The organism is Desulfocurvus vexinensis DSM 17965 (assembly GCF_000519125.1).
GTDB lineage: Bacteria > Desulfobacterota > Desulfovibrionia > Desulfovibrionales > Desulfovibrionaceae > Desulfocurvus > Desulfocurvus vexinensis.
Genome location: NZ_JAEX01000001.1, coordinates 309,058 through 335,666 on the forward strand (window position 1 = coordinate 309,058; position 26,609 = coordinate 335,666).

At 69.9% G+C, this 26,609-nt stretch carries 22 protein-coding genes and 1 riboswitch; of the genes, 17 read left to right on the plus strand and 5 right to left on the minus strand.

Features of this window, described 5'->3' with window-relative positions; all coding sequences use genetic code 11:
• Positions 1 to 76: riboswitch (cyclic di-GMP riboswitch) on the plus strand.
• 53 nt (positions 77 to 129) lie between these two features.
• From G495_RS0101385 to G495_RS0101460, 15 genes are all read left to right on the plus strand, one after another.
• The gene (locus G495_RS0101385; protein WP_035250669.1) at positions 130 to 1,779 is read left to right on the plus strand and encodes a GspE/PulE family protein; all 1,650 of its coding nucleotides are present in this window, start codon (positions 130 to 132) and stop codon (positions 1,777 to 1,779) included.
• Positions 1,780 to 1,818: 39 nt separating this feature from the next.
• Entirely contained in the window at positions 1,819 to 3,045 is a 1,227-nt protein-coding gene (locus G495_RS0101390) for a type II secretion system F family protein (RefSeq protein WP_028586343.1), read from the plus strand.
• Between the two features lie 85 nt (positions 3,046 to 3,130).
• Positions 3,131 to 3,577, plus strand: coding sequence for a hypothetical protein (locus G495_RS0101395; RefSeq protein ID WP_156939538.1), 447 nt, complete (start codon positions 3,131 to 3,133; stop codon positions 3,575 to 3,577).
• A 34-nt stretch (positions 3,578 to 3,611) separates the two neighbouring features.
• Entirely contained in the window at positions 3,612 to 5,288 is a 1,677-nt protein-coding gene (locus tag G495_RS0101400; RefSeq protein WP_028586345.1) for a hypothetical protein, read from the plus strand.
• Positions 5,289 to 5,954, plus strand: coding sequence for a SctD/MshK family protein (locus G495_RS20065; RefSeq protein ID WP_028586346.1), 666 nt, complete (start codon positions 5,289 to 5,291; stop codon positions 5,952 to 5,954). It begins immediately after the preceding gene.
• A 78-nt stretch (positions 5,955 to 6,032) separates the two neighbouring features.
• On the plus strand, positions 6,033 to 7,634 hold the full coding sequence (locus tag G495_RS0101410; RefSeq protein ID WP_028586347.1) for a hypothetical protein: 1,602 nt from the start codon (positions 6,033 to 6,035) through the stop codon (positions 7,632 to 7,634).
• Between the two features lie 86 nt (positions 7,635 to 7,720).
• Positions 7,721 to 8,434 carry a tetratricopeptide repeat protein gene (locus G495_RS0101415; RefSeq protein ID WP_028586348.1) on the plus strand — a complete coding sequence of 238 codons (714 nt, stop codon included), beginning with the start codon at positions 7,721 to 7,723 and terminating at the stop codon, positions 8,432 to 8,434.
• Positions 8,435 to 8,579: 145 nt separating this feature from the next.
• Positions 8,580 to 11,075, plus strand: a complete 2,496-nt coding sequence (locus G495_RS20785; RefSeq protein WP_084457716.1) for an HD domain-containing phosphohydrolase — start codon at positions 8,580 to 8,582, stop codon at positions 11,073 to 11,075.
• 247 nt (positions 11,076 to 11,322) lie between these two features.
• Positions 11,323 to 12,303, plus strand: coding sequence for a flagellar motor switch protein FliM (gene fliM, locus G495_RS0101430; protein ID WP_028586349.1), 981 nt, complete (start codon positions 11,323 to 11,325; stop codon positions 12,301 to 12,303).
• Between the two features lie 165 nt (positions 12,304 to 12,468).
• On the plus strand, positions 12,469 to 13,200 hold the full coding sequence (locus G495_RS0101435; RefSeq protein ID WP_028586350.1) for a hypothetical protein: 732 nt from the start codon (positions 12,469 to 12,471) through the stop codon (positions 13,198 to 13,200).
• A 228-nt stretch (positions 13,201 to 13,428) separates the two neighbouring features.
• On the plus strand, positions 13,429 to 14,433 hold the full coding sequence (locus tag G495_RS0101440) for a lysozyme inhibitor LprI family protein (RefSeq protein ID WP_169734339.1): 1,005 nt from the start codon (positions 13,429 to 13,431) through the stop codon (positions 14,431 to 14,433).
• A 573-nt stretch (positions 14,434 to 15,006) separates the two neighbouring features.
• On the plus strand, positions 15,007 to 16,041 hold the full coding sequence (locus G495_RS0101445) for a metal ABC transporter solute-binding protein, Zn/Mn family (RefSeq protein WP_028586352.1): 1,035 nt from the start codon (positions 15,007 to 15,009) through the stop codon (positions 16,039 to 16,041).
• A gap of 1 nt (position 16,042) precedes the next feature.
• Positions 16,043 to 16,876 (plus strand): metal ABC transporter ATP-binding protein, encoded by an 834-nt coding sequence (locus tag G495_RS16995; protein WP_035250424.1) that lies wholly within the window; start codon positions 16,043 to 16,045, stop codon positions 16,874 to 16,876.
• Positions 16,873 to 17,688 (plus strand): metal ABC transporter permease, encoded by an 816-nt coding sequence (locus G495_RS0101455; protein ID WP_028586353.1) that lies wholly within the window; start codon positions 16,873 to 16,875, stop codon positions 17,686 to 17,688. The genes G495_RS16995 and G495_RS0101455 overlap by 4 nt, the downstream gene beginning before the upstream one ends.
• A complete protein-coding gene (locus G495_RS0101460) occupies positions 17,685 to 18,116 on the plus strand; it encodes a Fur family transcriptional regulator (protein WP_035250426.1) in 432 nt (143 codons plus the stop codon). The genes G495_RS0101455 and G495_RS0101460 overlap by 4 nt, the downstream gene beginning before the upstream one ends.
• A gap of 41 nt (positions 18,117 to 18,157) precedes the next feature.
• Here the strand turns inward: G495_RS0101460 and G495_RS17000 are convergent, their stop codons facing one another.
• A complete protein-coding gene (locus tag G495_RS17000) occupies positions 18,158 to 19,285 on the minus strand; it encodes a sensor histidine kinase (RefSeq protein ID WP_035250428.1) in 1,128 nt (375 codons plus the stop codon).
• 111 nt (positions 19,286 to 19,396) lie between these two features.
• Complete coding sequence (locus tag G495_RS0101470; protein ID WP_084457722.1) at positions 19,397 to 20,071, minus strand: class I SAM-dependent methyltransferase; 675 nt, start codon at positions 20,069 to 20,071, stop codon at positions 19,397 to 19,399.
• 189 nt (positions 20,072 to 20,260) lie between these two features.
• Between G495_RS0101470 and G495_RS22160 the strand changes: the two genes are divergently transcribed.
• On the plus strand, positions 20,261 to 21,796 hold the full coding sequence (locus G495_RS22160; RefSeq protein ID WP_211234118.1) for an alpha/beta hydrolase family protein: 1,536 nt from the start codon (positions 20,261 to 20,263) through the stop codon (positions 21,794 to 21,796).
• A 123-nt stretch (positions 21,797 to 21,919) separates the two neighbouring features.
• Here the strand turns inward: G495_RS22160 and G495_RS0101480 are convergent, their stop codons facing one another.
• Positions 21,920 to 23,461, minus strand: a complete 1,542-nt coding sequence (locus G495_RS0101480) for a sigma-54-dependent Fis family transcriptional regulator (protein WP_028586357.1) — start codon at positions 23,459 to 23,461, stop codon at positions 21,920 to 21,922.
• Between the two features lie 331 nt (positions 23,462 to 23,792).
• Here G495_RS0101480 and G495_RS0101485 point away from each other — a divergent pair, with 331 nt between their 5' ends.
• On the plus strand, positions 23,793 to 24,152 hold the full coding sequence (locus G495_RS0101485; RefSeq protein ID WP_028586358.1) for a hypothetical protein: 360 nt from the start codon (positions 23,793 to 23,795) through the stop codon (positions 24,150 to 24,152).
• Positions 24,153 to 24,254: 102 nt separating this feature from the next.
• On the opposite strand, the gene G495_RS17010 is transcribed toward G495_RS0101485, so the two are convergent.
• Both G495_RS17010 and G495_RS0101495 read right to left on the minus strand, forming a co-directional pair.
• The gene (locus G495_RS17010; protein ID WP_245588334.1) at positions 24,255 to 25,280 is read right to left on the minus strand and encodes a hypothetical protein; all 1,026 of its coding nucleotides are present in this window, start codon (positions 25,278 to 25,280) and stop codon (positions 24,255 to 24,257) included.
• A 244-nt stretch (positions 25,281 to 25,524) separates the two neighbouring features.
• Entirely contained in the window at positions 25,525 to 26,439 is a 915-nt protein-coding gene (locus tag G495_RS0101495) for an ADP-ribosylglycohydrolase family protein (protein WP_245588335.1), read from the minus strand.
• Positions 26,440 to 26,609: the final 170 nt, after the last annotated feature.

Sequence of the window (26,609 nt, forward strand, 5' to 3'; positions counted from 1 at the left end):
TTCCCGAAACGCCAAACCCTCTGCGAAGGGGGGACGGAAAGCCAACGGGTCTCTCGCAGACGGCCGGGCCACCGAAGGACGCACCAGGCGCGACCTGCTTCGGCGTAATTCCGAAGTTAGGTGGACCACATGGCTGCTCCAATTCGTATCGGCGACCTTCTGCGTGAAAAGGGCTACATCGGCGACGAGCACATCCGCTACGCTTTGCAGGTGCAGCGGGTGACCAAGGAGAAACTCGGCCAGGTGCTCACGCGCACCGGCCTGGTTTCCGAGTACGACCTCGTCTACACCGTCGCCCAGCAGCTTGGCATCGACTACGTCAAGCTCGACAGCGTCCAGCCCGATTTCCAGCTCCTCAAGCGCTTCAATCGCAACGCCTGTCTGGCCCAGAGGGTCTTCCCCTACGGCCAGACCGAGGACGGCGAAGTCGTCGCCGCCATCTCCGACATCCCCGACCCCAAGCTCGACCAGTTCATCCTGCGCGCCACGGGCATGCGCCCGCGCTACGTGATGGCCGAAGAGTCGCGGGTGGTGTCCTCCATCTACAACTTCTTCTATTTCCTCGACAACCCCGTCGAGAAGCTCATGCAGCGCGAGGTCGGCATCATCGCCGCCGACACCAGCCGCACCGTGAGCCCCGACACGCTCATCAACTACATCCTGCTGCTGGCCGTGAAGCAGCGCGCCACGGACGTCCACCTGCGGCCCATGGCCCACGGCATCGCCGTGGCCTACCGCGTGGACGGCGTGATGGTCAACGTGGCCTTCCTGCCGCCGCAGCTCTCGCGCCTGTCCACGGCCATCAAGCTCCAGGCGGGCATGGACATCGCCGAGCAGCGCCTGCCCCAGGACGGCCGCTGGACGGCCAACCTGCTGGAGCGGCGCTACGACATCCGCGTCTCGTCCATCGTCACCCCGTTCGGCGAGAACATCGTCATGCGCCTGCTCTCCCAGGAGCGCGCGAGCTTCAGCTTCCCGGCCCTGGGCTTCCTGCAGGAAGACGTGGCCATCCTGGCGAAGATCTTCGACGAACCCTTCGGCATCCTGCTGCTCACCGGCCCCACGGGCTCGGGCAAGTCCACCACGCTGGTGGCCGGCCTGACCTCGCTGGACCTCTTGGGCAAGAACGTGCTCACCGTGGAAAACCCCATCGAGTACGTGGTGCCCCTGGCCCGCCAGACCCAGGTCAACGAGACGGCGGGCTACGATTTCTCCAACGCCATGCGCCACTTCCTGCGCCACGACCCCGACGTGATCCTCATCGGCGAAATGCGTGACCAGGAGACGGCCTCCACGGCGCTCACCGCCGCCACCACCGGCCACCTGGTGCTCTCCACCCTGCACGCCAACACGGCCATCGGCGCCCTGCCGCGCCTGCAGGGCCTGGGCATGGATACGCAGATGCTGTCCGAAAGCCTCATCGGTGTGGTCAGCCAGCGGCTGGTGCGCATCATCTGCCCCTACTGCAAGGTCGCCTACCATGCCAGCGCCCAGGAGAAGCAGTACCTCGGCGTGAACGTGGACACCCTGTACAAGGGCGAGGGCTGCGAAGCCTGCAACCACACCGGCTACATGGGCCGGACCCTGATCTACGAGATCCTGGTGGTGGACCGCGAGGTGCGCCAGGCCATGGAAAAGGACATCGAGCTGACCCAGCTCGAGGATATGGTCAAGCGCAAGGGCTTCCGCAACATGTACGACGTGGCGGTCATCAAGGTCCAGCAGGGCGTGACCTCGGTCGAGGAAATCCAGCGCGTGCTGGGCAAGACCCGGTACTAACCCGGCCCCGCGCCGGCAGGAAAACCACGGACCACAGCCATGGCATTCTTCAGGTTCAAGCTGCTCACCGCCAACGGACGCATCGACAGGGGCGTCGTGGAGCTGCCTTTCACCGACAACCCCCCGGCGATCCGCTATCTGGAGCGCCAGGGCGGGGTGGTGATCGACATCCACAAGCTCGGCGCGCTCATGTCCTGGCTCACGCGCGTCGTGACCCAGGGCTTCACGCGTGTCAAACGCCCGGACCTCGCTGAATTCTTCAACAACATGGCCATGCTGCTTGGCGCTGGCGTGCCCGTGCTCTCGGCCATGGAAGAGATCATGCAGGAGATCAAGAACCCGATGCTCCTGATGACCCTCAAGTTCATGCGCACCGACATCGAAAGCGGCCAGACCTTCGGCGAGGCCCTGTCGCGCCACCCCAAGGTCTTCAACCCGCTGGTGCAGTACATGTGCCGCATCGGTGAAGAGACCGGCATGCTGGACAAGATGTGCGCGAAGTCCGCCAAGCACCTGGAGCACATCGAGCAGATCGTCAGCGGCACCAAGCGGGCCCTGGTCTACCCCGCCTTCATCCTCACGGTGGTGGTGGCGGCCTGCGCCTTCTGGTTCTACGTGGTCGTGCCCAAGATTCTGGCCCTGTTCGTGGACATGAAGGTGGCCATTCCCTGGCCCACCCAGCTGCTGATGAACATCTCCAACTGGTTCCAGGCCTATTTCGGCTGGAGCATCCTGGGCTTTGTCGCCGCCATCTTCCTGGTCACCACCCTGCGGCGCAAGAACACCTGGTTCCACTACCAGACGGACTGGGTGATGCTGCACATCCCCGTGCTGAACAATATCATCCACCTCTCCACCAACGCCCGCATTTCTGAATACCTGGGCATCCTGGTGGGCGCGGGCGTGGGCGTGGTGCGCACCCTGGAGATCATCACCGACTCCATCGAGAACCTCGTCTACAAGGGGCGGCTGATCCTGGTCCAGGATTCCGTGAAAAACGGCAACCCGCTGTCGGATTCCATGCGCCAGGCCGAGGCCCTGCACCCGTTCGCGGTGCGCATGGTCTCCGTGGGCGAGCAGACCGGGCGCATCGAGGAGCAGACCGGCTATGTGGCCGAGATCTACCGCCAGAAGCTCGACGGCATGGTGGAAGTGCTCGGCAAGACCCTGGAGCCCCTGATGCTGGTCATCATGGGCGTCATGTTCGGCGCGATCTTTGCGGGACTCATGCTGCCCATCTACGACATGATGGGCAAACTCGGATAAAGGGGGCATAGCTGTTATGCGTTGGCTTGTCAGTATTGTGGTTTGTGTGGCCTTTGCCGCCGGGGCCGTTCTCCTCTTCCAGTCCTTGGCCGAATACAACGTCGCCAAGAACCAGCTCGTTGCGTTGCAGCAGGAACGGGGCGACTACGAGACCATCGCGCGCAGGTACGACGAGGAAGAGCGCAAGGTGGCCATCGTCAACAGCCTGTGGAACGAGCTGCAGAGCGTGAAGCTCAAGCCCGGGGACTGGACGAGCTTCCCCCTGGCCGTGTCCAAAACCCTGGAATGGAAGGATGTGGAGCGCCTGCTGGTGCTGGCGTCCAACCACCTCAAGGAAGACCCGGGCTACTATTTCAAGCCCGAGTCGATTCGCCTTTCCCGGGTGGTGGTGACCCAGGACGGCCAGCCCGTGACCCCCGGCGCCGAGGCTCCGGTCACGGAGATGGGCGTGCAGACCGAGGCACTGCTTCCTGTGCAGAAGTACGATACGACCATACGCGGTACGTTCCTCATTCCCAGGACGACGGAATAGGGCGGCGGTTCACGAATATGAAGCGGGGTAAAGCATGACCGAAGATCGAAAAAAGCCGACCGCGCCGGACGACGAGGCCCTGAACGCCTCCGGAACCGCCGCGTCGGGGAAGGATGTTCCCGAGCTGGAACTCGAAGACGTGTCCTGGGAGATCGAGGCCCAGGAGGCCGGGGCTGCCCCTGAGCCCGAGCCCTATGCCGCAGCCCAGAGCGAGCCCGAGCCGGAGCCCGAAGCCGAGCCGCAGGAGCCGGAAGAGCCCGTGACCCGGGTGGCGCCGCCTGCGGCGCCCGCCCAGGGCGGGCCCAAGCTGCGCCCCACCGCCCCGGCGGGGGCCAAGCTGGTCCAGGAGAGCTACGTCGATCCCGGGGCGGACTACACCGCCGAGTGGGGCTGGCGCACGCGCTCCTCGGGCTTCCCGGCCTTTGTCTTCAACATGCACGGCAGCAAGCTGCTCTTCTCCCCCCGCGGGGTGGAGCCCATCGACGAGGTGGGGGGCATCGGGCGGTATTTCAAGTATCTCATGGACTACGCCGACTCCTCGGGCATGGGCATCCTTACGCTCAACACCGAGAGCAAGTACGCCGAGGTCCTGGCCCGCAAGCAGCTCGAGGAGGCCGGGGAGCTTTCCGCCGAGGGCATCCTGAATGTCTTCTCCAAGCGCAAGCTCGAGGGCGGGCAGATCAGCGTGTTCTACGAGATCCTGCCCCGCGACCGGCACGTGGGCGCCATCGAAAGCTACGCGAGCTACCCCCAGGGCTTCGTGGTCCTGGACACCGTGTCGCTGCTCTACGGACTGCTCAAGCGCCATGGGCGCGGGGTTCATGTCCTGGCGCTGCATGTGCCCGGGGCCATCATCATGGTGGCGGGCAAGAACGGCGACGTCTACCTCTCGCGCCGCTACACCCTGGTGGGTGACGACGGCGACGCCCTGGTCGAGGGCATCTTCGCCCTGGAGCAGGACATCGTGGCCCTGGAAAAGAACCTGGGGCAGAAGGTCAGCCACATCAACTGGATCGAGGGCCTGACCAATACCTTGAACCTGCCGCGGCCCGACGTGGAAATCCCCCTGGTGCCCTACCCGGTGCACCGGCTGCAGCACGGTGGGGAGACGGTCTGGTCCGCGCTACCCGACGCCATGCAGGACGCGCCCATGGCGGCCGTCATCGGCCCGCGCGAGGAACGCCTGCTGCGGCCCCTGGAGTTGGCCGAGAAATACGTCTGGGCGGCCATGCTGGCCATGGCCCTGGTGGCGTTTGTCGGCTACGGCTACGTGGCCTCGCACAAGGCCGACGCCCAAGCCCGGCTGGCGGCCATCCAGTCCGCCAACAGCGAGCTGGAAGCCAAGATCCAGGCCCGCTCGGGGAACCTGGCCTTCCAGGACGTGGGCGCCGCGGTGCAGACCGCCTCGGAACTGCGCCTGGCGGCCCTGGCGCCGCCCCTGGGCGAGATGTGGAACTACCTGTCGTCCCTGCGGCCCGACTACATGCGCGTGGACGGCCTCGAGTTCACCTACCAGCCCGAGGGCGTGATCGTGCGCCTGGAAGGACAGGTGGAAATGGATATCTCCACGGCCCAGCACGGGTTCGTGAAGTTCGTCAGCAGCCTGGAAAGCCAGGGTTTCACGATCCAGTCCAAGCAGATCGACCTGGGGCTGGAAGGCAACTACTATTCGCTCAACGCCCTGTGGCCGTTGAAAAAGAAGGGGGACTAAATGCACCCGGGCAGGAGAAGCATTCTGGTCCGCTGGATAGCCTATGTCGTGGTCATTGTGGCAACGGCCTCGTGGCTCTACGCGAACCAGCGGATCGACGTACCCCGGCCATCCGGCATCGAGGAGCGGCTGGCGCCCAAGCAGGTGGCTCTGCCCCCGGAGGAGGTCACCGCGACCATCCGGGAGGCCATCGGCGCCTTGACGCAGAAGATTCCGAACTACGGGGCTGTCGAGAAGGTCGACCCTTCGCTTGTGGTCATCGACCCCGAGGCGCTGGACGAGGGCAAGCAGCAGTTCGCGGCCTTGTCCCTGAGCGCCCTGTTCCTCGGGCCGCCCGCGAAATACGCCATCCTGAACGGGGTGGTGTACCGCGAAGGGGCGGCGTTGTCCGACGGCCGCGTGCTGCAAGCCATCGACGCCGACGGCGTGACGCTGGCCAGGGGGGAGGAGACCGAGCGCGTCAGCTGGCTGCCGCCGTACCGCGTGGAGCTGAAGAGGGCTGCGGCCCAAGCCGCCGGTGAACGCCGTTCGGGCGAAGCCGAGGCCGGGGCCGCCCCGGAGGCGCAGGCCGAACAAGCCCCTGCGGCGAATCTGGAAAACCTGCCTCCGGATCTCACTCCGGACCAGGCATTGCAGATTCTCCAGCAGGTCGGACAGAAGCAATAACGAGAGGGCGACATGGCCACATCCGCAAGCAAACAGGGCCACTCCCCTTCGGGAGCCTGGAAGGAAAAGGGGCGACACATGCGCAGGAGCTTTGCCTACATCGGTTTCATTGTGTTGGCGCTTTCCCTGGCGTCCTGCCAGAAGGCGACGAAACAGCTTGAAAGCGATCTGAACTACGATACGCTCTACAAGCAACTCAGGAAGGAAGACGAGCAGTTCATCAAGATGCGCGCCCAGGAGTCGCAGCACCTTGAGCGGGCCGCCGCGGTGGACGAGAGCATCATCGAGCCGGTGCTGCCCGAGTTCAACCCCCTGGACGAGACGACCATCTCCATCAGCGTCCAGGAGGAGACCCTCCACAACATCCTGTATATCGTCGCCCGCAACGCGGGGCTGAACCTGGTCATCGAGCCGGGCATCAGCCTGGACAACCGGGTGACCATCAGCTTCGAGGACGCCTCCAGCGCCCTGGTGGTGGAAAAGCTCCTGGCCGCCTATGACCTGGCCTGGGAAGTGAGCGACAACATCCTGATGGTCTCGCGCTTCTCCGAGAAGATCTTCTACCTCGACTTCGTGAACACCAACGCCCAGGTCACCTCGACCAGCGGCGGCGACATCTTCGGCAGCGCGCTGTCCGGGCAGGGCCAGCTCTCGGGCACCTTCGCGGTGGGCAACGAGCTGAGCGGCGAATTCAAGGACGAGTCCATCTACGGGCAGGTCCTCAAGAGCGTGGACTCCATCCTCTCCGAGGAGAGTTCCTTCGGCGAACAGGGCGCCACGGGCGAGGCGCCTGCGGACCCGGGCTACTTCGCCCTGGATCCGCTCACCGGCGCCCTGTACGTGCGCTCCACCCCCGGCAAGCTGCGGGCCGTGGCGCAGATGCTCAACAACCTGAAGACCAAGCTTTCGCGCCAGGTGGTCATCGACGCCCGGATCATGGAAGTGCGCCTGTCCGACGAGTTCCGCTTCGGCATCGACTTCTCCTGGGTGGCCCAGCGCATGGCCTGGGGTGACGCCACCACGACCATGAGCTGGCTGCAGCGCGGGGCTACGCCCATCGGGGGCCGCACCTTCGCTGGCGACAACACTGCCGCCACCATCACCGGCTTCAAGAAGGGCGACGACGCCTTCAACGCGGCCCTGGAGGCCATGCAGACCTTCGGCGGCGTCAAGGTCGTGGCCAACCCGCACGTGCGGGCCAAGCACGGCCAGCCCGCGCTCTTCACCGCCGGCAGTTCGCGCCAGTATGTCTCGGGCATCGAGCGCGACGTGGACGACTCGGGCAACGTGACCTTCACGGTCAGCACGGCCTCGGTCTTCGACGGCGTGATGCTCGGCGTGGTGGCCTACGTCAGCGACGACAACAAGGTCGACCTGCAGATATTCCCCATCAAGAGCGAGGTCAACGAGGCCAGCCTGGCCCTGGTGGAAGTCACCAGCGCCGGCGACAAGCTGACCCTGCCCCGGGTGGACGTGAAGAACGTCGTCACCACGGCCCGGCTGAACGATGGCGACACCATCATCCTGGGCGGCCTCATCGACAAGAACACCGACAAGCAGGACACCGGCGTGCCTGTGGTCGGCGATATCCCGATCCTGGGGTGGCTCTTCAAGACCCGCGTCGAAACCGACGCCGTCCGCGAACTGGTCGTGGTCATGAACATCAAGGTGGTCCAATGAGCGTCATCTACCGCAGCCTGCAGCAACTGAAACGGGAGGAGGCGGAGCGGAATTCCCGCCAGGCGCCTCAAGCGGTTGCTCCGAGGATGAGCAAGCTCTTCCTCAGGGGACTGCTGTTCCTGCTGGTGTTCGTCGTACTGGCCGGTTCCGGGCTGTACTTCGTCCAGCGCGAGGTCCAGCAACTGGCCTTGCCTGACGACCCTGCGCTCCAGACCGAGCAACGCCAGGCAGTTGCCGAAAAGATCGTGGAAGAGGTCCCCGCCGCGCCTGCCGAGCCCGCGCAGCCGGTGGTTGCCCAGCTCGCCCCCGCGCCCACCCAGGCGCCCATCGTGCAGCAGCGGCTGTACCGCGAGCCGGAGCCCGAGAAACCTGCGGCCATCGACCTGTCCAAGCCCTCGCGGGCCCTGGAGCAGCACTTCGCCCAGCGGGCCAAGAAGAACGAAAGCGTTCTGGCCCTGGAGCGGACCCTGGTCCAGGCCTCGCGCAAGGGCGACGCCGGGCAGTCCAGGGACATCCTGGACTCCATGTCCCGCGAGATCGGCAAGCAGGACAGCGCCACGGCCTACAAGTGGGAGGGCTACCTGGCCCTCAAGGAGAAGCGCTACGCCGACGCGGAGAACTTCTTCCGACGCGCCGTGGCCCTGCGCGCCACGGACTACGTGAGCAACATCAACCTTGTCTACGCCCTGCTTGGTCAGGACAAGCGCGACGAGGCCGTGGTCATCTACCGGCGGCTCATCGACCGCTACCCCACCAACGACCGGGTGGTGAAGCTCGGCAAGGCGCTGGGCCAGCTCTAGCATGCCGCATCCGCCGACCTGACGGGCCGGGAGTTCGCTCCCGGCCCGCTTTCTTTGTTCCTTTGCTCTTGTCCCGGTTTGGGATATAAGACTCTTGCGAGGTTGACGCCGGAACGTCCGGCGACCGGGGCAGGAGGGCGACGGCATGGATGGACAGGACAAGGGCGCAAGAGGCCGGACGGCGGACGGGCACGGGTGCCCCGGGGCCGCGCAGGCCGAATTGTCCGCCTTCCAGCTCTATCATCTGGGCAAATATGCCGAGATCGGCATGGCGCTCTCGGGCGAAGAGAGCGTGGACCGGCTTCTGGAGATGATCGTCCACGAGGCCCGCGAGATCACCGACGCCGACGCGGGCACCCTGTATCTGGTGAACGCCGAGCGCACGCACCTGGATTTCGCCATCCTGCACAACGACACCATGAAGACCCGCATGGGCGGGACCTCGGGAGTGCCCATCAAGCTGCCCCCGGTGCCGCTGCAGGTGGACGGGGCGCCCAACCACGCCAACGTGTCCTCCCACGTGGCCATCACCGGCGACATCGTCAACATTGCCGATGTCTACGAGTCGGAGGAATTCGACTTCACTGGGCCGCGCAAGTACGACCAGGCCACCGGCTACCGTTCCAAGTCCATGCTGGTCATTCCGCTGCGCAACCACGAGAACGACGTCATCGGCGTGCTGCAACTGCTCAACGCCCAGGACGTGACCCGGGGCGGGTGCATCGGCGAATTCGCCGACGACCGCGTGGCGCTGGTGGCCTCCCTGGCCTCCCAGGCCGCCGCGGCGCTGACCAAGACCCGCCTGATTCAGGACCTCAAGGACCTTTTCTATTCCTTCATCAAGACCATCGCCAACGCCATCGAGGAAAAATCGCCCTACACCGGGGGGCATATCAACCGCGTGGTGGACATCACCATGCTGATCGCCAGGCATATCAACAGCATGGACGAGGGTCCCTTCGCGGACGTCCACTTCAACGAGGACGAACTCGAGGAGCTCAAGCTCTCGGCCTGGCTGCACGACATCGGCAAGATCACCACCCCGGAATGGGTGGTGGACAAGGCCTCCAAGCTCCAGACCATCTACGACCGGGTGGACCTGGTCCACCAGCGCTTCGACCTCGCGGCCCAGGCCCTGCGCGCGGCGAGCCTGGGGCGCAAGGTGGCGCTTCTGGAATCGGGCGCCCCGCCCCGGGCCCTGCACGACGAGGACCAGGCCCTGGAGCAGGGCCTGCAGGCCCTGCTCCAGGACCGCGCCTTCGTCATCTCCTGCAACGAACCCGGCGAGTTCATGAGCGACGAGCGCCGCGAGCGCGTGCGGGCCATCGGCGAGCGGACCTTCGAGGTGGACGGCCAGCCCCGGCGCTTTTTGACCGACGACGAGATCGCCAACCTGTGCATCCGCAAGGGCACGCTCACCGACGCCGAGCGGGCGATCATCGAGAACCACGCCCGCGTCACCGGCAGGATGCTCTCGGAGTTGCCCTTCCCCAAGAAGCTCTCGCGGGTGCCGCAATACGCGGCAGGGCACCACGAAAAGCTCGACGGTACGGGCTACCCCGACGGCCTGGACGAGACGAACCTGTCGCTCCAGGCGCGGATCATGGCCGTGGCCGACATCTTCGAGGCCCTGACGGCCAAGGACCGGCCCTACAAGAAGCCCATGCCCCTGTCCCAGGCGGTGAAGATCTTGGGATTCATGAAGAAGGACAGGCACATCGACCCCGACGTGCACGACCTGTTCCTGTCTTCCAAGCTGTTCCTGAAGTATGCGGGGCAGGAGCTGGCCCCGGCGCAGTTCGACGCCGTGACCGTGAACCCCGCCCTCAAGGGCCGCCGGGTGCTGGTGGCCTCGGGGCGCGACACGACGGCGCTTGTGGCGCTGCTCGGGGCCTGGGGCGCTTGCCCGGAAACGGCGCAGGACTGCGCCACCGCGCGCGCCATGCTGCTGGACGCCTTCCGCGACTGCCAGCCCTACCGCCTGGCTTTCGTGGACCTGGACCAGTGCGAGGCCGGGCTGCTGGAGGAGTTGCGTGCGACGGACGGCTTTCCGGCCTACAGTGTGATCCTGCTGTGCGACGACCCGCAGGCCCGCGCCGCCGAGGCCCGGCAGGCCGGAGCCGGGGCCTGCCTCGCCCTGCCCGTACAGGAAGGGCCGCTGCGCGAGGCCGTTTTCGCGATCCTCGAAGGGCACACCTTCCGCGAGGGAGTGAACCCCGCCCTGTGCCTCATGGGCACCGCAGCCAACCGCCCGCGCCGCAGCCCGGGCCCGGCCATCCTGCTGGTGGACGACTCGGCCAACACGCGCATGATGCTCCAGTACCACCTGCGCCACACCGACGTGACCCTCGATGTGGCGCATAACGGGCGCCAGGGCGTGGACGCGGTGACCCGTCAGGTCTACGACATGGTCATCATGGCCACGCGGCTGCCGGTGATGGACGGATTTTCCGCCGCGCGCTCCATCCGCACCTGGGAGCGCGAGAGCGGGGCCCGGCCCGTGCCGCTCGTCGCCATGACCCTGTCCTACATCCCCCAGGACGTGAGCCTCAGCCTCGAGGCGGGCTTCACGGCCACGGTCGAGCGCCCCGTGACCCAGGCCCGGCTGCGCGACCTGCTGGCCAGGTACCTGCCCGCGTAGCCGCCGCAGGCCCTGGCCGGGCGCCCGGCCCGCGCCGGGCCGGGCTGGTTTGCATTTTGCATGCAGTGCTGCGCCTGCGGGCCGTGTTGCCAACGCGGCCTGCGGGCGGTAGAAGGGGGCACCGGCGCGGCACCGCCGCGCGGGCCCGGGCCGGGCCCTGCCCGGCCCGGGGCGCGATCCCGGCGGGCCGCATGCAACGAACTCCCCTGGCGGAAGAATCTGCCCGGGGCAAGCGCGGGAAGCGTTCATGAGCAAGATTCTCGACCAGGACGAAGTCGATGCGTTGCTGCGCGGGCTTTCCGGCGGCGAAATAGAGGCCGAGGCCGACATACCCGAGGACGATTCCGGGGTCGTCAGTTTCGACCTGGCTAACCAGGACCGCATCATCCGGGGCCGGATGCCGGTGCTGGAGATCGTCAACGACCGCTTCGCCCGGCTGTGCACCAACGCCCTGGCCAACGCCATGCGCAAGCGCGTGGACCTGAACCCCATCTCCATCGACATGTCCAAGTTCGGCGACTTCATGCGCTCGTTGCCGGTGCCGACCTCCATCAACATCTTCAAGATGGACCCCCTGCGCGGCAACGCGCTTTTGGTGGTGGACTCGCGTCTGGTCTTCGCGCTGGTGGAGAACTTCTTTGGCGGCGCGGGCTCGCAGCCCAAGGTCGAGGGCCGCGACTTCACGCCCATCGAGCAGGCCATCGTGGACCGCGTGGTCAAGATCGCGCTGTCCAACATGGAGGACGCCTGGCGCCCGGTGCACGAGGTGCACATCGAACTGACGCGTTCGGAGATCAACCCCCAGTTCGCGGCCATTGTCCCGCCTTCGGACGTGGTCATCGTCGTGACCTTCGAGGTGGAGCTGGAAAACGCCATCGGCTCGCTCATCGCCTGCCTGCCTTATGCGACCTTGGAGCCCATCCGCTCCAAGCTGCACGCGTCCTTCCAGTCCGAGCGGCTGGAGGTGGACCACGCCTGGATCGCGCGCTTCAAGGAGCGCCTGCTGGAAACCCCGGTGGAAATGGTCATCGAGCTGGGGCAGACCCAGATCACGGGCCGCCAGCTGCTGAACCTGGAGATCGGCGACATCCTGCTGCTCAATACCGACACCGAGCGGCTTCTGGAGGCCGAGGTGGAGGGGGTGCGCAAGTTCTACGGGCTGCCCGGGGTGGTCAAGGGCAACAAGGCCTTCCAGGTGGTGCGCGAGGAGGAACCCCGCTACACCTGACCCCCGCGCGCGGCTGGGCAGTTTTTCGTGGCCACCGCCCGGGCGGTGGCCTTTTTTTGTGCCAGCCGGGCCGGGGGCTCTTTCCGGCCTTGGCGGCGGCCGGGCTTTGGGATAGGAACCTTGCGGAACGCGCGTCGGGAGCGCGGCTGGAGATGGAGAGGGACGATGCGCGGTCTGGTTGTTTTCGTTGCGGCCTGTGTCATGGCCCTGGCGCCCTGCGCCGCCGTGGCCCAGGTCCCTGCGGACTGGCAGCCCCTGGTCCTGCCCAGCCCGGCGCAGCCCTCCGCGCCCGCCGACGCCTCCGGGCCCGAAGCGGCCCCGGCTCCGCAGGAGGGTGTGAAGACCCGGGGCACGGTCCTGCAGAAGTTCGGTGCCAGGCCGTCCGCCGAGGAAATCGGCCCCCGCCCAGCCGATGCGCCTGTGCGGCGCCGCTTCCCGCTGCGTGAGCCGGGGGCGCACCTGGACGAGCCGTCGCGCATTCCACCCGTGGCCCAGGAGGACCTGCCCCCGGAGCCGGACCCGGAACCGGCCCTGGAGCCCGCCCCGGTGCCGGGCCAGAAGCCCTGGGTGCCCCTGGTGCCCGATCTCAAACCCCGCAAGAAGCCGGAGCGCAAGCCGGAGGCGGCGCCGCGCCGCGCCCCCGGGGCCAAGGGCAAGGCCAGGCCCGAGCCCAGGCTCGAAGGTCCGGACGGCACGCCCTGGGTGCCCCTGGTGCCCGAGGCCAAGCCAGGGCCAGAAGCCAAACCCGCGCCCGAGGCCGCACCCAAGGCCAAGCTAGGGCCCAAGACCGAACCAGAGCCCAAGGCCAAATCCGCGTCCAAGGCCAAGCCCGCCCCCAGGCTCGAGAACCCGGACGGCACGCCCTGGGAGCCCCTGGTGCCCGCGACCGGACCCTAGCCCCGCACCTGGACGCTGGCGGAGGCCACGCCCGGCCCTGCGCCCGCGCCCGGGCGTCAAGGTCCTGGCGTCGGGCGGGCCGCCCTTGCGCCTCTGTCCGCCCTGTGGCACAGCATGGGCATGTGTTGGCCGTCCTTGTCCCCGCGCCGGGTCCTGTCCGCCGTCCTGCCGATCCTGGCGGTGCTGCCGGTTCTGCCAGTTCTGCCCGTTCTGCCCGTTCTGGTTGTCATGGCCGTCCTGGTGCCCGCGTCCGCCGGGGCTGGAGGGGTGGAGTGCGGCGCCAATCTTGGCCCGCAGGACAGGGTCCACTGCGAAAACCTGCTCCTGGACGCCGCCGACGCCGAGTTGAACCGCGTCTACCGCGAGGCCCTGGCCGCCCTGGACAGCCGGGGAGCGGACCTGTTGCGCACGGCCCAGCGCGCCTGGCTGGCCTACCGGGACAACAACTTCGAGGCCTTTTCCGCCGCTGATCCTGCCCAGGGCCTGGGCGGGCTGGCCGACCGCGTGCGCGACCTGCGCCTGCAAACCAAGAGCCGCACGCAGGAGCTGGAGCGCCTGGCCGAATTGGCCGCAGGAGCGCACCAGACCGCGCCCCCTGCGGCGGGCGCGCCCTACGCGGGGCAGGATGCCGCCCTCGCGCCCGCCTCGCCACCCCTGGGCATGACCGACCCCGGGCAGGACCCGGGGCGGCGCGACGCGGCTCCCGATGCTTCTCCCCCGGGCCTGCCGCCCGGCGAAGCCCCGCCCGCCTTGCCTCCGGCGCTGCCTGCGCCCGCCTCCGAGCCCGCGCCGCTGCCCGCGCCCGTGCCCCCCGATACCCCTCCGGACCTGCCCGGCCCGGCACCCGGGACGGCGGTCTCCAGCCAGGACGCCCTGCGCCAGCTGCTGGGCCGCCATGCCCTGCGCCTGCAATGGCTGGCCGCCGTGCCCGCAGGCACGGCGGAGATCGTGGAGCGCGACGGGGCCCTGTGGCTCTCGGGCCGCCAGGGCGATGGCGCGAACATGCTCCTGGTGGAGGGGCAGGTCGCCTCCGTGGCCGAGGACGGGTTTGTGCTGCGGGGCAGGGTGGTGACGCGCGTGGGCTTCCTGGGCGGCGGGCAGCCCTGCGAGCGCCGGGGCGAGCTGTGGTTCGCGCGCAAGGCCGGGCGGCCCTTCTGGCGGATGCAGTCCATCGCCAGCCCCTGCACCGGGGTCAGCGACTATGTGGACATCGCCGTGGAACACGAGCCCTGAGGGGCGCCCCGGCCCCTGTTGTCCCGGCCTGTCCGGCCCGGTGCCCGGAGGGCGTGCTGTCCGGGCAGTGCAGACGCGAGCACCGCACGGCCCCCGGGGTGGCGCCTGCCGCGCTCCCGCCTGGACGCTGCGACCGGAACATCGCCCCGCGCGGGAAGAACGCCCGGGGCGGGAGACGCCAGCCCCGGGCCCGCCGCCGCGTCCGTTCCGGACTCACGGGGGCCTTGGATCCGGCCCGGCGGTGCGGGGCGCTTCCGGCGCCTGGGCCGTCCGTCCCGGGCCAAGCCGCCGCGCCTGGCCGCTGCGGGTCGCGTTGCGCGACTCTTGCGTCCTGGAGACCCGCGCAGGGCGCTCCCGCCTCTGGGCCTTGTTCTCCCCGCCCAGGTGTCCGCCCCGCCTCGGGCCGTGCGGGCGGGCTTGGCCCGCCAGTCCGCGCCGGGGCGCTCCCGGGCCTGGATGCCGCCCGGTCTGTGGCGCGGTTTCGCACCGGGGCCTTGACAGGAAATGCGACTTGGTTGCAAAAAGACCTGGGGCGCATCTTCCGAGGAGCCCGAGGAGCCCGAGGAGTCTGACATGAGAATGAAATTCTTTTTCGTCGTACTGGCGGCCCTGGCCCTGGTGGCCGGGGCGCTGCCTGCGCGCGCGGCCCAGGGCGGGCCGCTGCGGGTGCTGGTCACCGTGGAGCCCCAGGCCTGGCTGGTGGAGCAGGTGGCCGGGCCGCTGGCCCAGGTCACGGTCATGGTGCCCCCGGGGGCGGACCCGCATACCTTCGAGCCGCGCCCGAGCCAGATGGCCGAGGTGGCCCGGGGCGACCTCTACCTGAGCCTGGGCCTGGAGTTCGAGGCCGTGTGGCTGCCCCGCTTCCTGGCGGCCAACCCGGGTCTGCACGTGGCGGCCATGGACGCGGGCATCGTCAAGCTGCCCATGCCCGCCCACGGCCACGAGCACCCCGAAGCGGAGGCGCATGGCCACGAGCATCCCGCGGGCGAGGCCCACGGGCAGGACCACGGCCACGACCACGACGCGGGCCACCCCGAGGGCGAGACCCATGGCCACAAGCATCCCGAGGGCGCTGCCCACGGGCATGACCACGGCCACGACCACGACGCGGGCCTGCCCGACCCCCACGTCTGGCTGGCGCCGGAGCTGATGCAGGCCATGGCCGCCACCACCCGCGACGCCCTGACCCAGGCCGACCCCGCCAATGCCCAGGCCTACGCCGCAGGCTGCGAGGCCGCCGTGGCCAAGGCCCGGGCCGTGCACGATACCATCGCGGCCCTGTTCGCCGGGCTCACCGAGCGGCGCTTCATGGTCTTCCATCCCTCGTGGGGCTATTTCGCCAAGGAGTTCGGGCTGGTGCAGATGCCCGTGGAGGGCCACGGCAGCGAGCCCGGCCCGCGCGCGATGATCGGGCTGGTGGCCGAAGCCCGCAAGCACGGCGTGCGCGCGGTCTTCGTTTCGCCGCAGTTCTCGCAGCGCTCCGCCGGGGTGGTGGCCCAGGAGCTGGGCGGGGCCCTGGTGGAGGCCGACCCCCTGGCCCGCGACTGGGACGCCAACCTGCGCGCCGTGGCCCAGCGCATGGCCCGGGCCATGGGCCAGGAGAACTAGGGTGGGCGATCCGGTCATCGAGTTCCGCGACGTGGGCTTCGCCTACGGCCGGGGCCCCGAGGTGCTGCGCGACCTGAACTTCCGCATCGCCGCCGGGGACTACGTGGCCGTGCTCGGGCCCAACGGCGGGGGCAAATCCACGCTGCTCAAGCTGATCCTGGGCGTGCTGGCCCCGGGGCGGGGCGAGGTTCGCGTGTTCGGCGGCCCGCCCCGCGAGGCCGCCCGGCGCATCGGCTATATGCCGCAGTCCACGGGCGTGGCCCGCGAGCTGCCCGTGACGGTGCTCGACGTGGCGCTCATGGGCCTGCTGGGCGCCACGGGGCGCGGCCCGCGCTTTTCCGCCGTCGAGCGCGCCCGGGCCGAGGCCGCCCTGGAGCGCACGGGCATGCTGGACCTCAAGAACCGGCTGGTGGCCGACCTCTCGGGCGGGCAGCGCCAGCGGGCCTACATCGCCCGGGCCCTGGTGGCCGATCCGCAGGTGCTCATCCTCGACGAGCCCACGGCCAGCGTGGACGCCCAGGGGCGCTGCTCGTTGCTGGAGCTTTTGGCCGAGCTGAACCGGACCATGACCATCCTCTACGTCAGCCACGACCTGTCCATCGTGGCCAGCGGGGTGCGCTCGGTGGCCTGCGTGAACCGCACCGTGCACCTGCACGGCCAGCCCGAGGTCACCCGCGACATGCTGGCCATGATGTACGGCGGCGGGCGCACCTGCCCGGTGGAAATCTTCACCCACGGCGAGGTGCCGCACCGCGTGGTGCCACGCCACGACGGGCCCGACTGCCCGGGCTGCCCCGGCTGCCAGGGCGGCGAAAGCCCCGGAGGCGGCGCATGATCGAGGCCCTGTCCTACGAGTTCATGCAGAACGCCCTGTGGGCCGGGCTGCTGGCCAGCGTGGCCTGCGGGGTCATCGGCACCCTGGTGGTGGCCAACCGCGTGGTCTTCCTGGCCGGGGCCGTGGCCCACGCGGCCTATGGCGGGGTCGGCCTGGCCTATTTCCTGGGCTGGCCCGTGCTGCCCTGCACGGTGGGCTTCTCGGTGGCCGCGGGCGGGGCCATGGCCGCCGCCACGGCGCGCGGCATGGACGGCGCCGATCGGCTCATCGGCGCGCTGTGGGCCGGGGGCATGGCCACGGGCGTCATCCTGCTCGACCTTGCCCCCGGCTACAACGCCGACCTGATGAGCTTCCTGTTCGGCAGCATCCTGGCCGTGCCGCGTGCGGACCTGTGGCTCATGCTCGGGCTGGACGCGGCCATCGTGGCCGTGACCCTGGTCTTCTACAAGGAGTTCGCGGCCCTGGCCTTCGACCGCGAGTTCGCCGCCGTGCGCGGGGTGCCGGTGCTGGCGCTGCATTTCCTGCTGCTGGCCATGATCGGCGTTTCGGTGGTCATGGTCATCCGCGTGGTGGGGCTGATCCTGGTCATGGCCCTGCTGACCATCCCGCCGGGGCTGGCCCTGCGCGCCTCGCGCTCCCTGGGCGGGATGATGGTGCGCTCCGCGCTGCTCTCGGCGCTGTTCTGCACGGCGGGCCTGGGCCTGTCCTACGCCCTGGACCTGACCTCCGGGGCCTGCATCATCGCCGTGGCCGTGGCGGCGTTCTTCGCCGACGCGCTGTGGCGGCGGCTCGCGCGCCGGGGGCGGCCATGAGCCGCGCGGCGCAGCTGCTGCGCGCCGCCGGGGTGCGCGCCACGCGCAAGCGCGCGCAGGTGCTCGACGCGGTGCTGGCCGCAGGCCGGGCCGTGGCGCCCGCCGAGCTGCTGGAACGCCCGGAACTGGCCGCGCTCATGGACCGCGCCACCCTCTACCGGACCCTGGACCTTCTGGCCGGGCGCGGGCTGGTGCTGCGCACCCTGGGGCCGGACCGGGCCTTCCGCTACTGCGCCGGGGGCGGGGCGCCCCTGGGGGGTGCCCACGGCCATTTCTACTGCCTGCGCTGCCACGCCATGCGCTGCCTGCCCCAGGGCGCTCTGGCCGTGGAACAGGCCCTGCCGCCCGGCGCCGCCGCCGGGCATGTGGAGATCAGGGTGGACGGGCTGTGCGCCGCCTGCCGCGAGGCCGAGGCCGCGCCGGGCTGAGAGGTCGCCGCCCGCGCGGCGGGCTGCCGCCTTCGGGGCTGCTAGGGCGTGAAGCGGATGGTGAAGCGGGCGCCGCCGGACAGCGCCGTGTCCAGCTCGCCGCGAATCTGGTGCACCAAGTTGACCACCAGCTGCATGCCCAGGGTGTCGGTCTTGGTGATGTCGAAGCCCTCGGGGAAGCCCCTGCCGTCGTCGCGCACTTCCAGCTCCACGGCCTCGCCCGCCCGGCGCAGGGCCAGGGCCAGGATGCCGGGGGCCTCGCCGTCGAAGGCGTACTTCAGGGCGTTGGTCATCAGCTCGTTGACGATGAGGCTGCACGGGATGGCCAGATCCACCGGCAGGCAGATGTCGTCCAGGGCCAGGTCCAGGCGCACGGTGCGCTGGCGCTGGGGGTAGGCCTGCATGATGGAGCGGGTGAAGCTCGTCAGGTAGTCGTGGTAGTTGATGCGCGCCAGATCCTCGGACTGGTAGAGCTTCTCGTGGACCAGGGCCATGGAGCGCACGCGGCCCCGGCTCTCCATGAACAGCTCGCGGGTGCGCTCCTCGCTGATCTGCTGGGACTGGAGATAGAGCAGGCTGGAGATGATCTGCAGGTTGTTCTTGACCCGGTGGTGGATCTCCTTGAGCAGGACTTCCTTCTCCTGGAGGGAGCTGCGGATGCGCTCCTCGGCCAGCTGGCGCTCGGCGACCTCCTGGGCCAGACGTTCGTTGGTCTGGCGCAGCTCGGCGGTGCGCCGCTCGACCTCACGCTCCAGCTCCTCGCTGTAGGTCTCCTTGCGGCGCAACAGCTCGGCCCGTTCCAGGGCCTTGGACACGGCGTGCTCGAGCACGGCCATGTCCTGCACGGGCTTGGTCACGTAGTCCCACGCGCCCAGGCGCAGGGCCTCGATGGCGTCCTGGAGCACCCCGGTGCCCGAGACTACGATGATGGGCGTGAGCGGCGACTCGCTGGTGACCTTGGCCAGCACGTCCAGCCCGTCCACCTCGGGCATGCGCAGGTCCACCAGCACCAGATCGGGCCGCTCGCGGCGGAAGGCCTCCAGCCCCACGCGCCCGTTCTCGGCGTGGATCACCGCGAAGCCGCTGTCCTCCAGGTAGGCCTCGATGCTTTCGCGGATGATGTCCTCGTCGTCGATGGTGAGGATTTTCGCCTTGGGGGAGGTGCCCATGCCTTCAGGCCTTGTTGCGGGTTGGTGCGGGTGGCCGGGGGCCGACCTTGGGGGATGCTAACCACAAACAGGCCCCGGCGTCAAAGGGCCAATGGATTTCCCGAGGCTGATTCACGGCTTGCGGGCCAGGCAGTGCAGCCAGACCTCGCCCGCGCGCCCGGGGCGCAGGTCCGGGCTGGTCCAGGTTTCCAGCAGGCGCAGCGGGCAGGGCGGGGCCAGCAGGGCGGCCAGGGTGGCCTCACCGTAGGCCCAGAAGGGCAGCCCCTGGCGCAGCCAGTGCCCGCTGCCGCGCTTGAGCCCGGCGCAGAGCACGCCCCCGGGCAGCAGGGCCCGGGCCACCCCCGCCAGGGCCCCGGGCAGGGCCGCCGGGGGCAGGTGCAGCAGCGAGGCGTTGGCCAGCACGCCGTGGAAGCGCGGCGGGTAGTCCATGGCGGCGAAGTCCAGCACGCGCACGGGCACCCCGGCGTGGGCCCGCGCTAGGCGGACCATGGCCGGGGAGGCGTCGAAGGCCTCCACGCGGTAGCCGCGCGCGGCCAGGCGGCGGGCGTCGCGCCCCGCGCCGCAGCCTGCGTCGAGGATGGCCCCGCCCGGCGGAACCAGGGGCAGGAAGCGCGTGTAGACGTGTTCCAGGTCCAGGTCCGCCGTCTGGGCGTGGAAGGCCTCGGCGTGGGCGTCGTAGTAGGCCACGGCGGCGCGCAGGGCCTCTGCGGGCGTGGGCTCCGGGGCGGGGCCGGAGCCGGGCCCGGAAGTGGAGCCGGAATCGGGGCCGGAATCGGAGAGGGTCATGCCCCCTTGTAGCCCAGGCCCGGGGCCCTGACCAGGGGGCCGCGCGGGCAAATCCCACCCGGACGCAAGGGAATTGGCGCCCGGGGCGCGATGGTGCTAGCATCGGAGCGGGCCTCGCCGCGCGGCGCCGGTCCGGTTCGCCCGCCGAAGCCAGTCGGCGTCCGCCGGGGCCCGGAGGTTCTCCGCATCATGCGCATCGCAAGCGTCATCCTCTCCCTGCTGCTGCACGCGGGCTTGGCCTTGGCCGCGTTGTGGTCGATGGCGGAGCTGGGGCGCGCGCCGTTGCCCGACAAGGCCTACATCGTCGATCTGGTGCGCCTGGCCCGGCCCGCGCCGCCCCGGCCTGTGGCCCCGGCCCCTGCCGCGCCTGCGCCCGTTGCGCCAGCCCGTGCCCGCGCCGCGCCCGCGCCCGCCGCGCCCGCGCCCGTCGCCGCTCCCCCTGCGCCCCCTGCCGCGCCCCAACCGCCCGCGCCCGCCGCTGCGTCCGCCGCCGCGCCGCCGCCCGGCCCCGAGGCCCCCGCGCCCCCCGCGCCGCCTGCCGCCGCCGTGCCGGAGTTTCCCTGGCTGCGCCCCGCCCCCGCCGGGGAGCCGTCCGCCGCCGGGCCGCAGGAGGAGGACCCCACCCGCGCCCTGGCCCAGGCCAGCGCCGTGCAGTCCGGCGACACCACCCATGTCGTCGGGTTGCACGGGTTCGCGGCCTTCGCCGACACCTTCGCCCTGGACGCCGCCGGAGCCGACATCTACGTGCCTGAGGACTACTTCGGGCACTACGCCGTGGGCCGCGACCGCGTGGTCAGCATCGTCGATGGCAGCCAGGAGCACGACGCCTTCGTGCTCTACGACTCGCGCAGCGGCCTGCACCGCAAGCTCGCGCGCCAGGGCGAGATGATCTTCACCTACGGCCCGTCGTTCGCGGTCGCTGCGCCCGTGGAGGGTTCGGTGACCATCCTGCCCAAGAAGGACCGCTACGGGGACAAGCTGATCCTGACCCCGGCCCAGCTCGTCTGGCTGCCTGCCCAGCCGCCCATGCAGTACGGCACGCGCGTGGTCTTCACCCAGGCCGAGGTGGCCGTGGAGGCCGCCGGGGCGCAGTTGGCGGGCACGCTGGTGCTGGTGCCGGGTCGCGGGCCCGTGCCGGGGGTGGTGCTGCTGCACGGCGCGGGCTGCGAGCCGCGCGGGCGGATGCTGGGTTTTGCCCAGGCCCTGGCCCTGCACGGGCTGGCGGTGCTGGTGTACGACGGGCGCGGCTGCGAAGAGGGCGGGCCGGGCGCGGCCCCGCCCGCGCAGCAGGCCCGGGACGCCCTGGCCGCCTTGGCCACCCTGCGCAGCCAGCCGGGGGTGGACGGTGCGCGGGCCGGCCTGTGGGGCCAGGGCGGCGGGATGGGCCCGGCGGTGCTGGCGGCCTCGGGCAGCGCAGCGCCGGATTTCCTGGTGCTGGCCCATCTGCCCCCGGAGCCCGGCCAGGCCCCGGCCCCGCCGCAGGACCTGGGGCAGGTCCAGGTTCCGGCGCTGCTGCTTTTCGCGGGGCCGGAGCCCGAGGTGCTGTGGGCCGGGCACCTGGACGCCGCCGGGCGCGCTGGGCAGGCGCGGCCCGGGCAGTTCACCGTGCGCCTGCTGCCCGACGCGCCCGGCGGGGGCGACCCCGACGCCGAGGGCCTCAAGCCGCCGGGCCTGCGCCTGGGGCGCGAGGCCGGGCCCTGGGTCCGCAGCCCGGGCGGCGGCTAGCGGGCGGCTGGAAAATGTCTTTTCCCGGGCCGCTTTGAAAGGATGCGGCAACGCGAAAAAAGATCCAAGCCCGCGCGTCTGCCCTGGGACGCGCGGGCTTGGATCTTTTGAACGCTGCGGCGGCTAGGCCTGGGGCGGGGTCTTGCTGATGCCCAGGCGCTTCATGCGCGAGTCGAAAGTCGAGCGCTTGAGGCCCGCCTCGCGCGCCGCGCGGCTGATGACCCAGCGGTGGCGCTCCAGCAGGTGCAGGACGTAGTCGCGCTCCACGGTGTCCCAGTCCTTGCCGGCGAAGGGGTCGCGCAGGGGGGCGGCCACCGAGGCCGCAAGCTCGGGGCGCACCTCGGCCAGGCGCTCGCGCGCGCCGTCCACGATGGACTGGGGCAGGTCGGCGGGGCGGATTTCGCGGCCCTCGGCGGTGACCAGCACGAGTTTGACGAAGTTTTCCATCTCGCGCACGTTGCCCGGCCAGGGGTAGGCCGCCAGCAGCTCCATGGCCTCGTGGGACAGGGCCCGGGGCTCCTGGTTCAGCAGCACGGCCTCGCGGCGGATGAAATGGGCCAGCAGGTAGGGCACGTCCTCGGGGCGCTCGCGCAGGGGCGGCACCACCACGGGCAGCACGTTGAGCCGGAAGAAGAGGTCCTCGCGGAAGGTGCCCTCGCGGATGCCCTGGCGCAGGTTCTTGTTGGTGGCCGAGATGATGCGCACGTCCACCTTGCGGGCCACGTTGCCGCCCAGGGGCTTGATCTCGTTGTCCTGGAGCACGCGCAGCAGGGCGGCCTGGAGGTCCGTGGACATGTCGCCGATCTCGTCCAGGAACACGGTGCCGCCCTGGGCGGCCTCGAACAGGCCGACCTTGTCGCGGTAGGCCCCGGTGAAGGCCCCGCGCTTGTAGCCGAACAGCTCGCTGGCCAGCAGCGAGCGCGGGATGGAGCTGCAATTCTGCACCAGGAAGGGCTTGTCGCGCCGGGCGCTGGCGCGGTGGATTTCGCGGGCCAGGACTTCCTTGCCCACGCCGGATTCGCCGGTGACGAGCACGGGGTAGTCGTTGGCGGCGTAGCTGCGCGCCAGGCGCACGGCGTGGCCGAAGGAGGGGCTCGGCCCGGCCACCAGCCCCTCGCCGCTCATGACCTGGATGGTGCGCTTGAGCTCGCGGTTCTCCTCCACCTGTCCGGAAAACTCGATGGAGTTGGACAGGGCGATGGAGCCGATGTCCACGAGGTTTTGCAGGAACTCCAGGTATTCGGGGGCCAGGTTCATGGAGTCGCCCCCGGCGCTGGTGTCGATGACCTCCACCACGCCGTAGACCGAGGAGTCCTTGAGGATCAGCGGGAAGGCCAGGATGACGCTGGACTTGACGGCCAGGGCCTCCTCGGCCTCCTTGAAGTGGCGCTCGTCGCGCCCGACCTCGGCGGTGGTCATGCGCCCGTTCTTCATCACCCAGCCGACGATGCTCTCCATGGCCCTGGGGATGCGCATGCCCTTGATGGAATCGCTCTCCTCGCCCACGGCCTCCAGGCACACGTAGTCGTCATCCTCGCGGCTCCAGATGGACCCGCGCTCCACGTTCTGCAGCTCCATGAGCAGCAGCAGGAATTTGAGCAGGATCTGGCGCGGGGAAACCTCGCCGGAGAGCAGCTTGAAGAAGTTCATGTGCCGCAGGGTCATGGCGGCTCCTTGCGGGGCGGGCGGTTCGGGCGGTTTCGGGGGCGGACAGCCGCTGACGATATATCGTAAAATTCTCGGGATTGCAAAAGCAAAATGGCCCGAAACGGGGCGCCCCGGAGGGCTGGCGGGGCCCGCACGGCCCAACGGAGCCCTTCCGTAGGTGGAAAACAAAATTTTCCACATGGGGTGTGCGCTGATTTTCCGGCCCGGCAGAAGGCTTGCGCCCGGTCCGCCCCTGCCCGGCCCCGGGCTGGCCGGGCAGGGGGGCGCCGGGGCGGCCCCTTTGGCATGGCCGTTGCTCTGTCTCCTGCATACAGCCCAGGGGGACGCCATGAATCTGCTGGACAAGTTCAGGTTGACGAAGATGCTGCACGACCAGGTGGAGGTCAGCGGGGACGACATCCCCGGCGTGCTTGGCGCGTGGGAGGAGCAGGACTACAAGGGGCTTTGCGAGTACGTGACCCAGTGTCAGGCCGTGGTGCCCAAGTACGTGTCGCGCCTGGCAAAGCTGACCGGAATGGAAACGCGCGAGGTCATCTTCGAGATCCTCGGTGCCCAGGGGCAGGTCAAGGGCCGCCGGGGCCGCCCGCCGAGCGCCGAGCCGCCCAACACGGCCTATATGCCCGAGGACCCCTCGGAGCGCGACATGTACCTGCGCAGCATCGTGGACGAGCGCAAGCGCTTCATGTAAGCCGCGCCCGGCCACAGGGCCCGCGCCCGGAGACCGCGAAACCTTGCACGGGGCGGAAGGCATGCCTTCCGCCCCGTGCCTTTGCGCGCGTCGCAAGAATAATCACGAAATATCGTCAGCCCGGGTTGCGTTTTCCGCAGCCGCAGCCGGAGCGGCCGCCGGGGCCGGGGCCACGCCCCGGCGCATGAAGGCCCGGGCGAAGGCGGCGTCGGACATGGCCGTGGTCACCCGCAGCAGCAGGGCCATGAACACGAGGGAAAACAGCAGCCGCCCCCAGAACACCCCGCCCAGGTGCGCCCCCAGCAGGAGCATGAGCATGGTGTCCTCGATGAGGGCGTGGGCCAGGCCCATGAGGGTCAGGGAATGGAACAGGTCGCGCTGCCCGATGCGCCCGGAGCGCGACTCGTGGATGATCAGCCCGCTGCCGTAGGACAGGCCCAGGGCCAGCCCGACGATGGTCACCGTGGAGGCCTGGGGCCCGATGCCCATGCGCCGCAGCACCGGCCGCAGCAGGTATTGCAGCAGGTCCGTGACCCGCAGCCACTCCAGCAGGCGCATGGCCAGCATCAGCACGAAGATGATGCAGAAGATGGCCGCCAGGTTGCGGACCTCGCCCAGGGCCCAGCCCGCCAGGGTCGCGGGCTCCTCCCCCGGGGTCCAGAACACGCCGCCGGGCTGCTGGAGCAGCCCGAACCCATCGAACACCCCGTGCAGCACCAGCCCGCAGGCCAGGGCCGCGCCCACGCGGATCAGCCCCTGCCCGAGCATGGACACCCCGCACTGCTGGGCGATCTTGAGCTCCACCGGCAGGCCGTGGGCGATGAGCAGCATGGTGCACAGCACCGTGGTCTGGGCCACGGTCAGCCCGGCCTCGGGCGCCAGGGACACAAAGACCACCATGGACGAATACACCGTGTTCAGCAGCGCCGTGGCCCATACCAGGCCCATGCTCGGCGGCAGGCCCACCAGCTCCATCACCGGCGCCAACGGCACGGCCAGATAGGCGATAAGCTCCAGCTCGCGCAGCACCTTGACCAGGATGATGATGGGAATCATGACCCGGAACAGCGTGACGCTGACCGAAACGGCGTTTCGCAGGCAGTCGGAAAGGGCGTGTCGCAGCGCCATGGGGTGGATGTCCTGTGGATGGCTGGAGTGGGGCAGGCCCCCCGACCCCTACACGTTCCGCCCGGCGGCGTCCACTGCCCCGGGGGGGGCGGCGGAAGCCTGGGGACGGTGCGTGCTCCCGGGGATGGATAAGCCTCCGGCGGCTTAAGGGACGTGTCCCTTGAGCCGCCGGAGGCTCATCAACCCGGAGGATACGCGCACCGTCCCCAGGCTTCCCCCCCGCCGCCGTGCGCTGTGCGCTGCGTCAGGGGATGGCGGCGGCCAGGTCGCGGAGGGCCTGGGCGCGGGTCAGGCCGTCGATCCAGGCTGCGGGCACGGCTGCGGGCCCGGCGGCGCAGCCCAGCACCAGCCCGGCGAGCAGCCCGCGCGCGGCGCTGTCGCCCCCGGCCAGGACGTTGTGTTCCAGGGCGCGGGCGGGCTCGGCCCCGTGCCGCGCGATGATCTGGACCACTCCCGGGAAGGCGCCCTCGATGTTGCAGCTTTGGCCGAACTGGGCGATGGCCGCCACGGTGTCGGCCCCGGCCAGGGCCAGGCCCTTGTCCAGCCAGTCGGCCACCGGGGCGGCGGCGTAGCGCGCCCGGGCGGCCAGATGCAGGGCGTCCACGGGCGAGGCGCCTTCCAGGGCGGCGTGGGCCGCGCGGGCGAAGAACTCGGCGGCGTCGAGCACCTGGGGCGTGTTGTGGGTCATGCGCGTCTGCTCGCGGGCGGCGCGCACCAGGGCGGGCAGGTCGTCGCGCAGGGCCAGCACCAGAGGGCCGATGCGCGCGGCCCCGGCCAGGTCGTGGGAGTTGGAGCCCGAGGTTGCGGGGCCCTCGCCGAAGTCGATGCGCCCCAGGGTGCCCCGGGTGGCGCCGTCCACATAGCCGTCGTAGTCCGCGAACAGGAGCTTCCAGCGCCGGAAGAAGTCGCCTGGGTCGAAGCCGCCCGAGGCGGCCACGGACTCAAGCAGCGTGAAGGTCTGGTCGCCGTAGTGGGTGAAGTCTCCGGCGCGGCGGTTCTTGTGGTAGGAGTCCGGCGGCGGGGCGAGCAGCCGGTCCACTGGGGCGATGTCGCGGGCGATGCGCCCGCTGTCGTAGATCCAGTGTGCGCCCAGGGCCAGGGCATCGGCTGCCAGGGAGGTCAGCATTCCGGACAGGGCGGCGTCTCTGCTGGTGGGCATGGGGGGCTCCGTGGGCTTGCGGCCCTGTGGGGGCCGGTTCGGGGTCTGCCATGAAGATAGGCCCTGGTCACGGCAAGGGCAAGTGGCGACCAAAAGGAACCGCCCCCCGCACCTCTTGCCAGGGGCGTACGGATGGGAATATAGGGGAGATGCTCCAAAAGCGGGCCTGC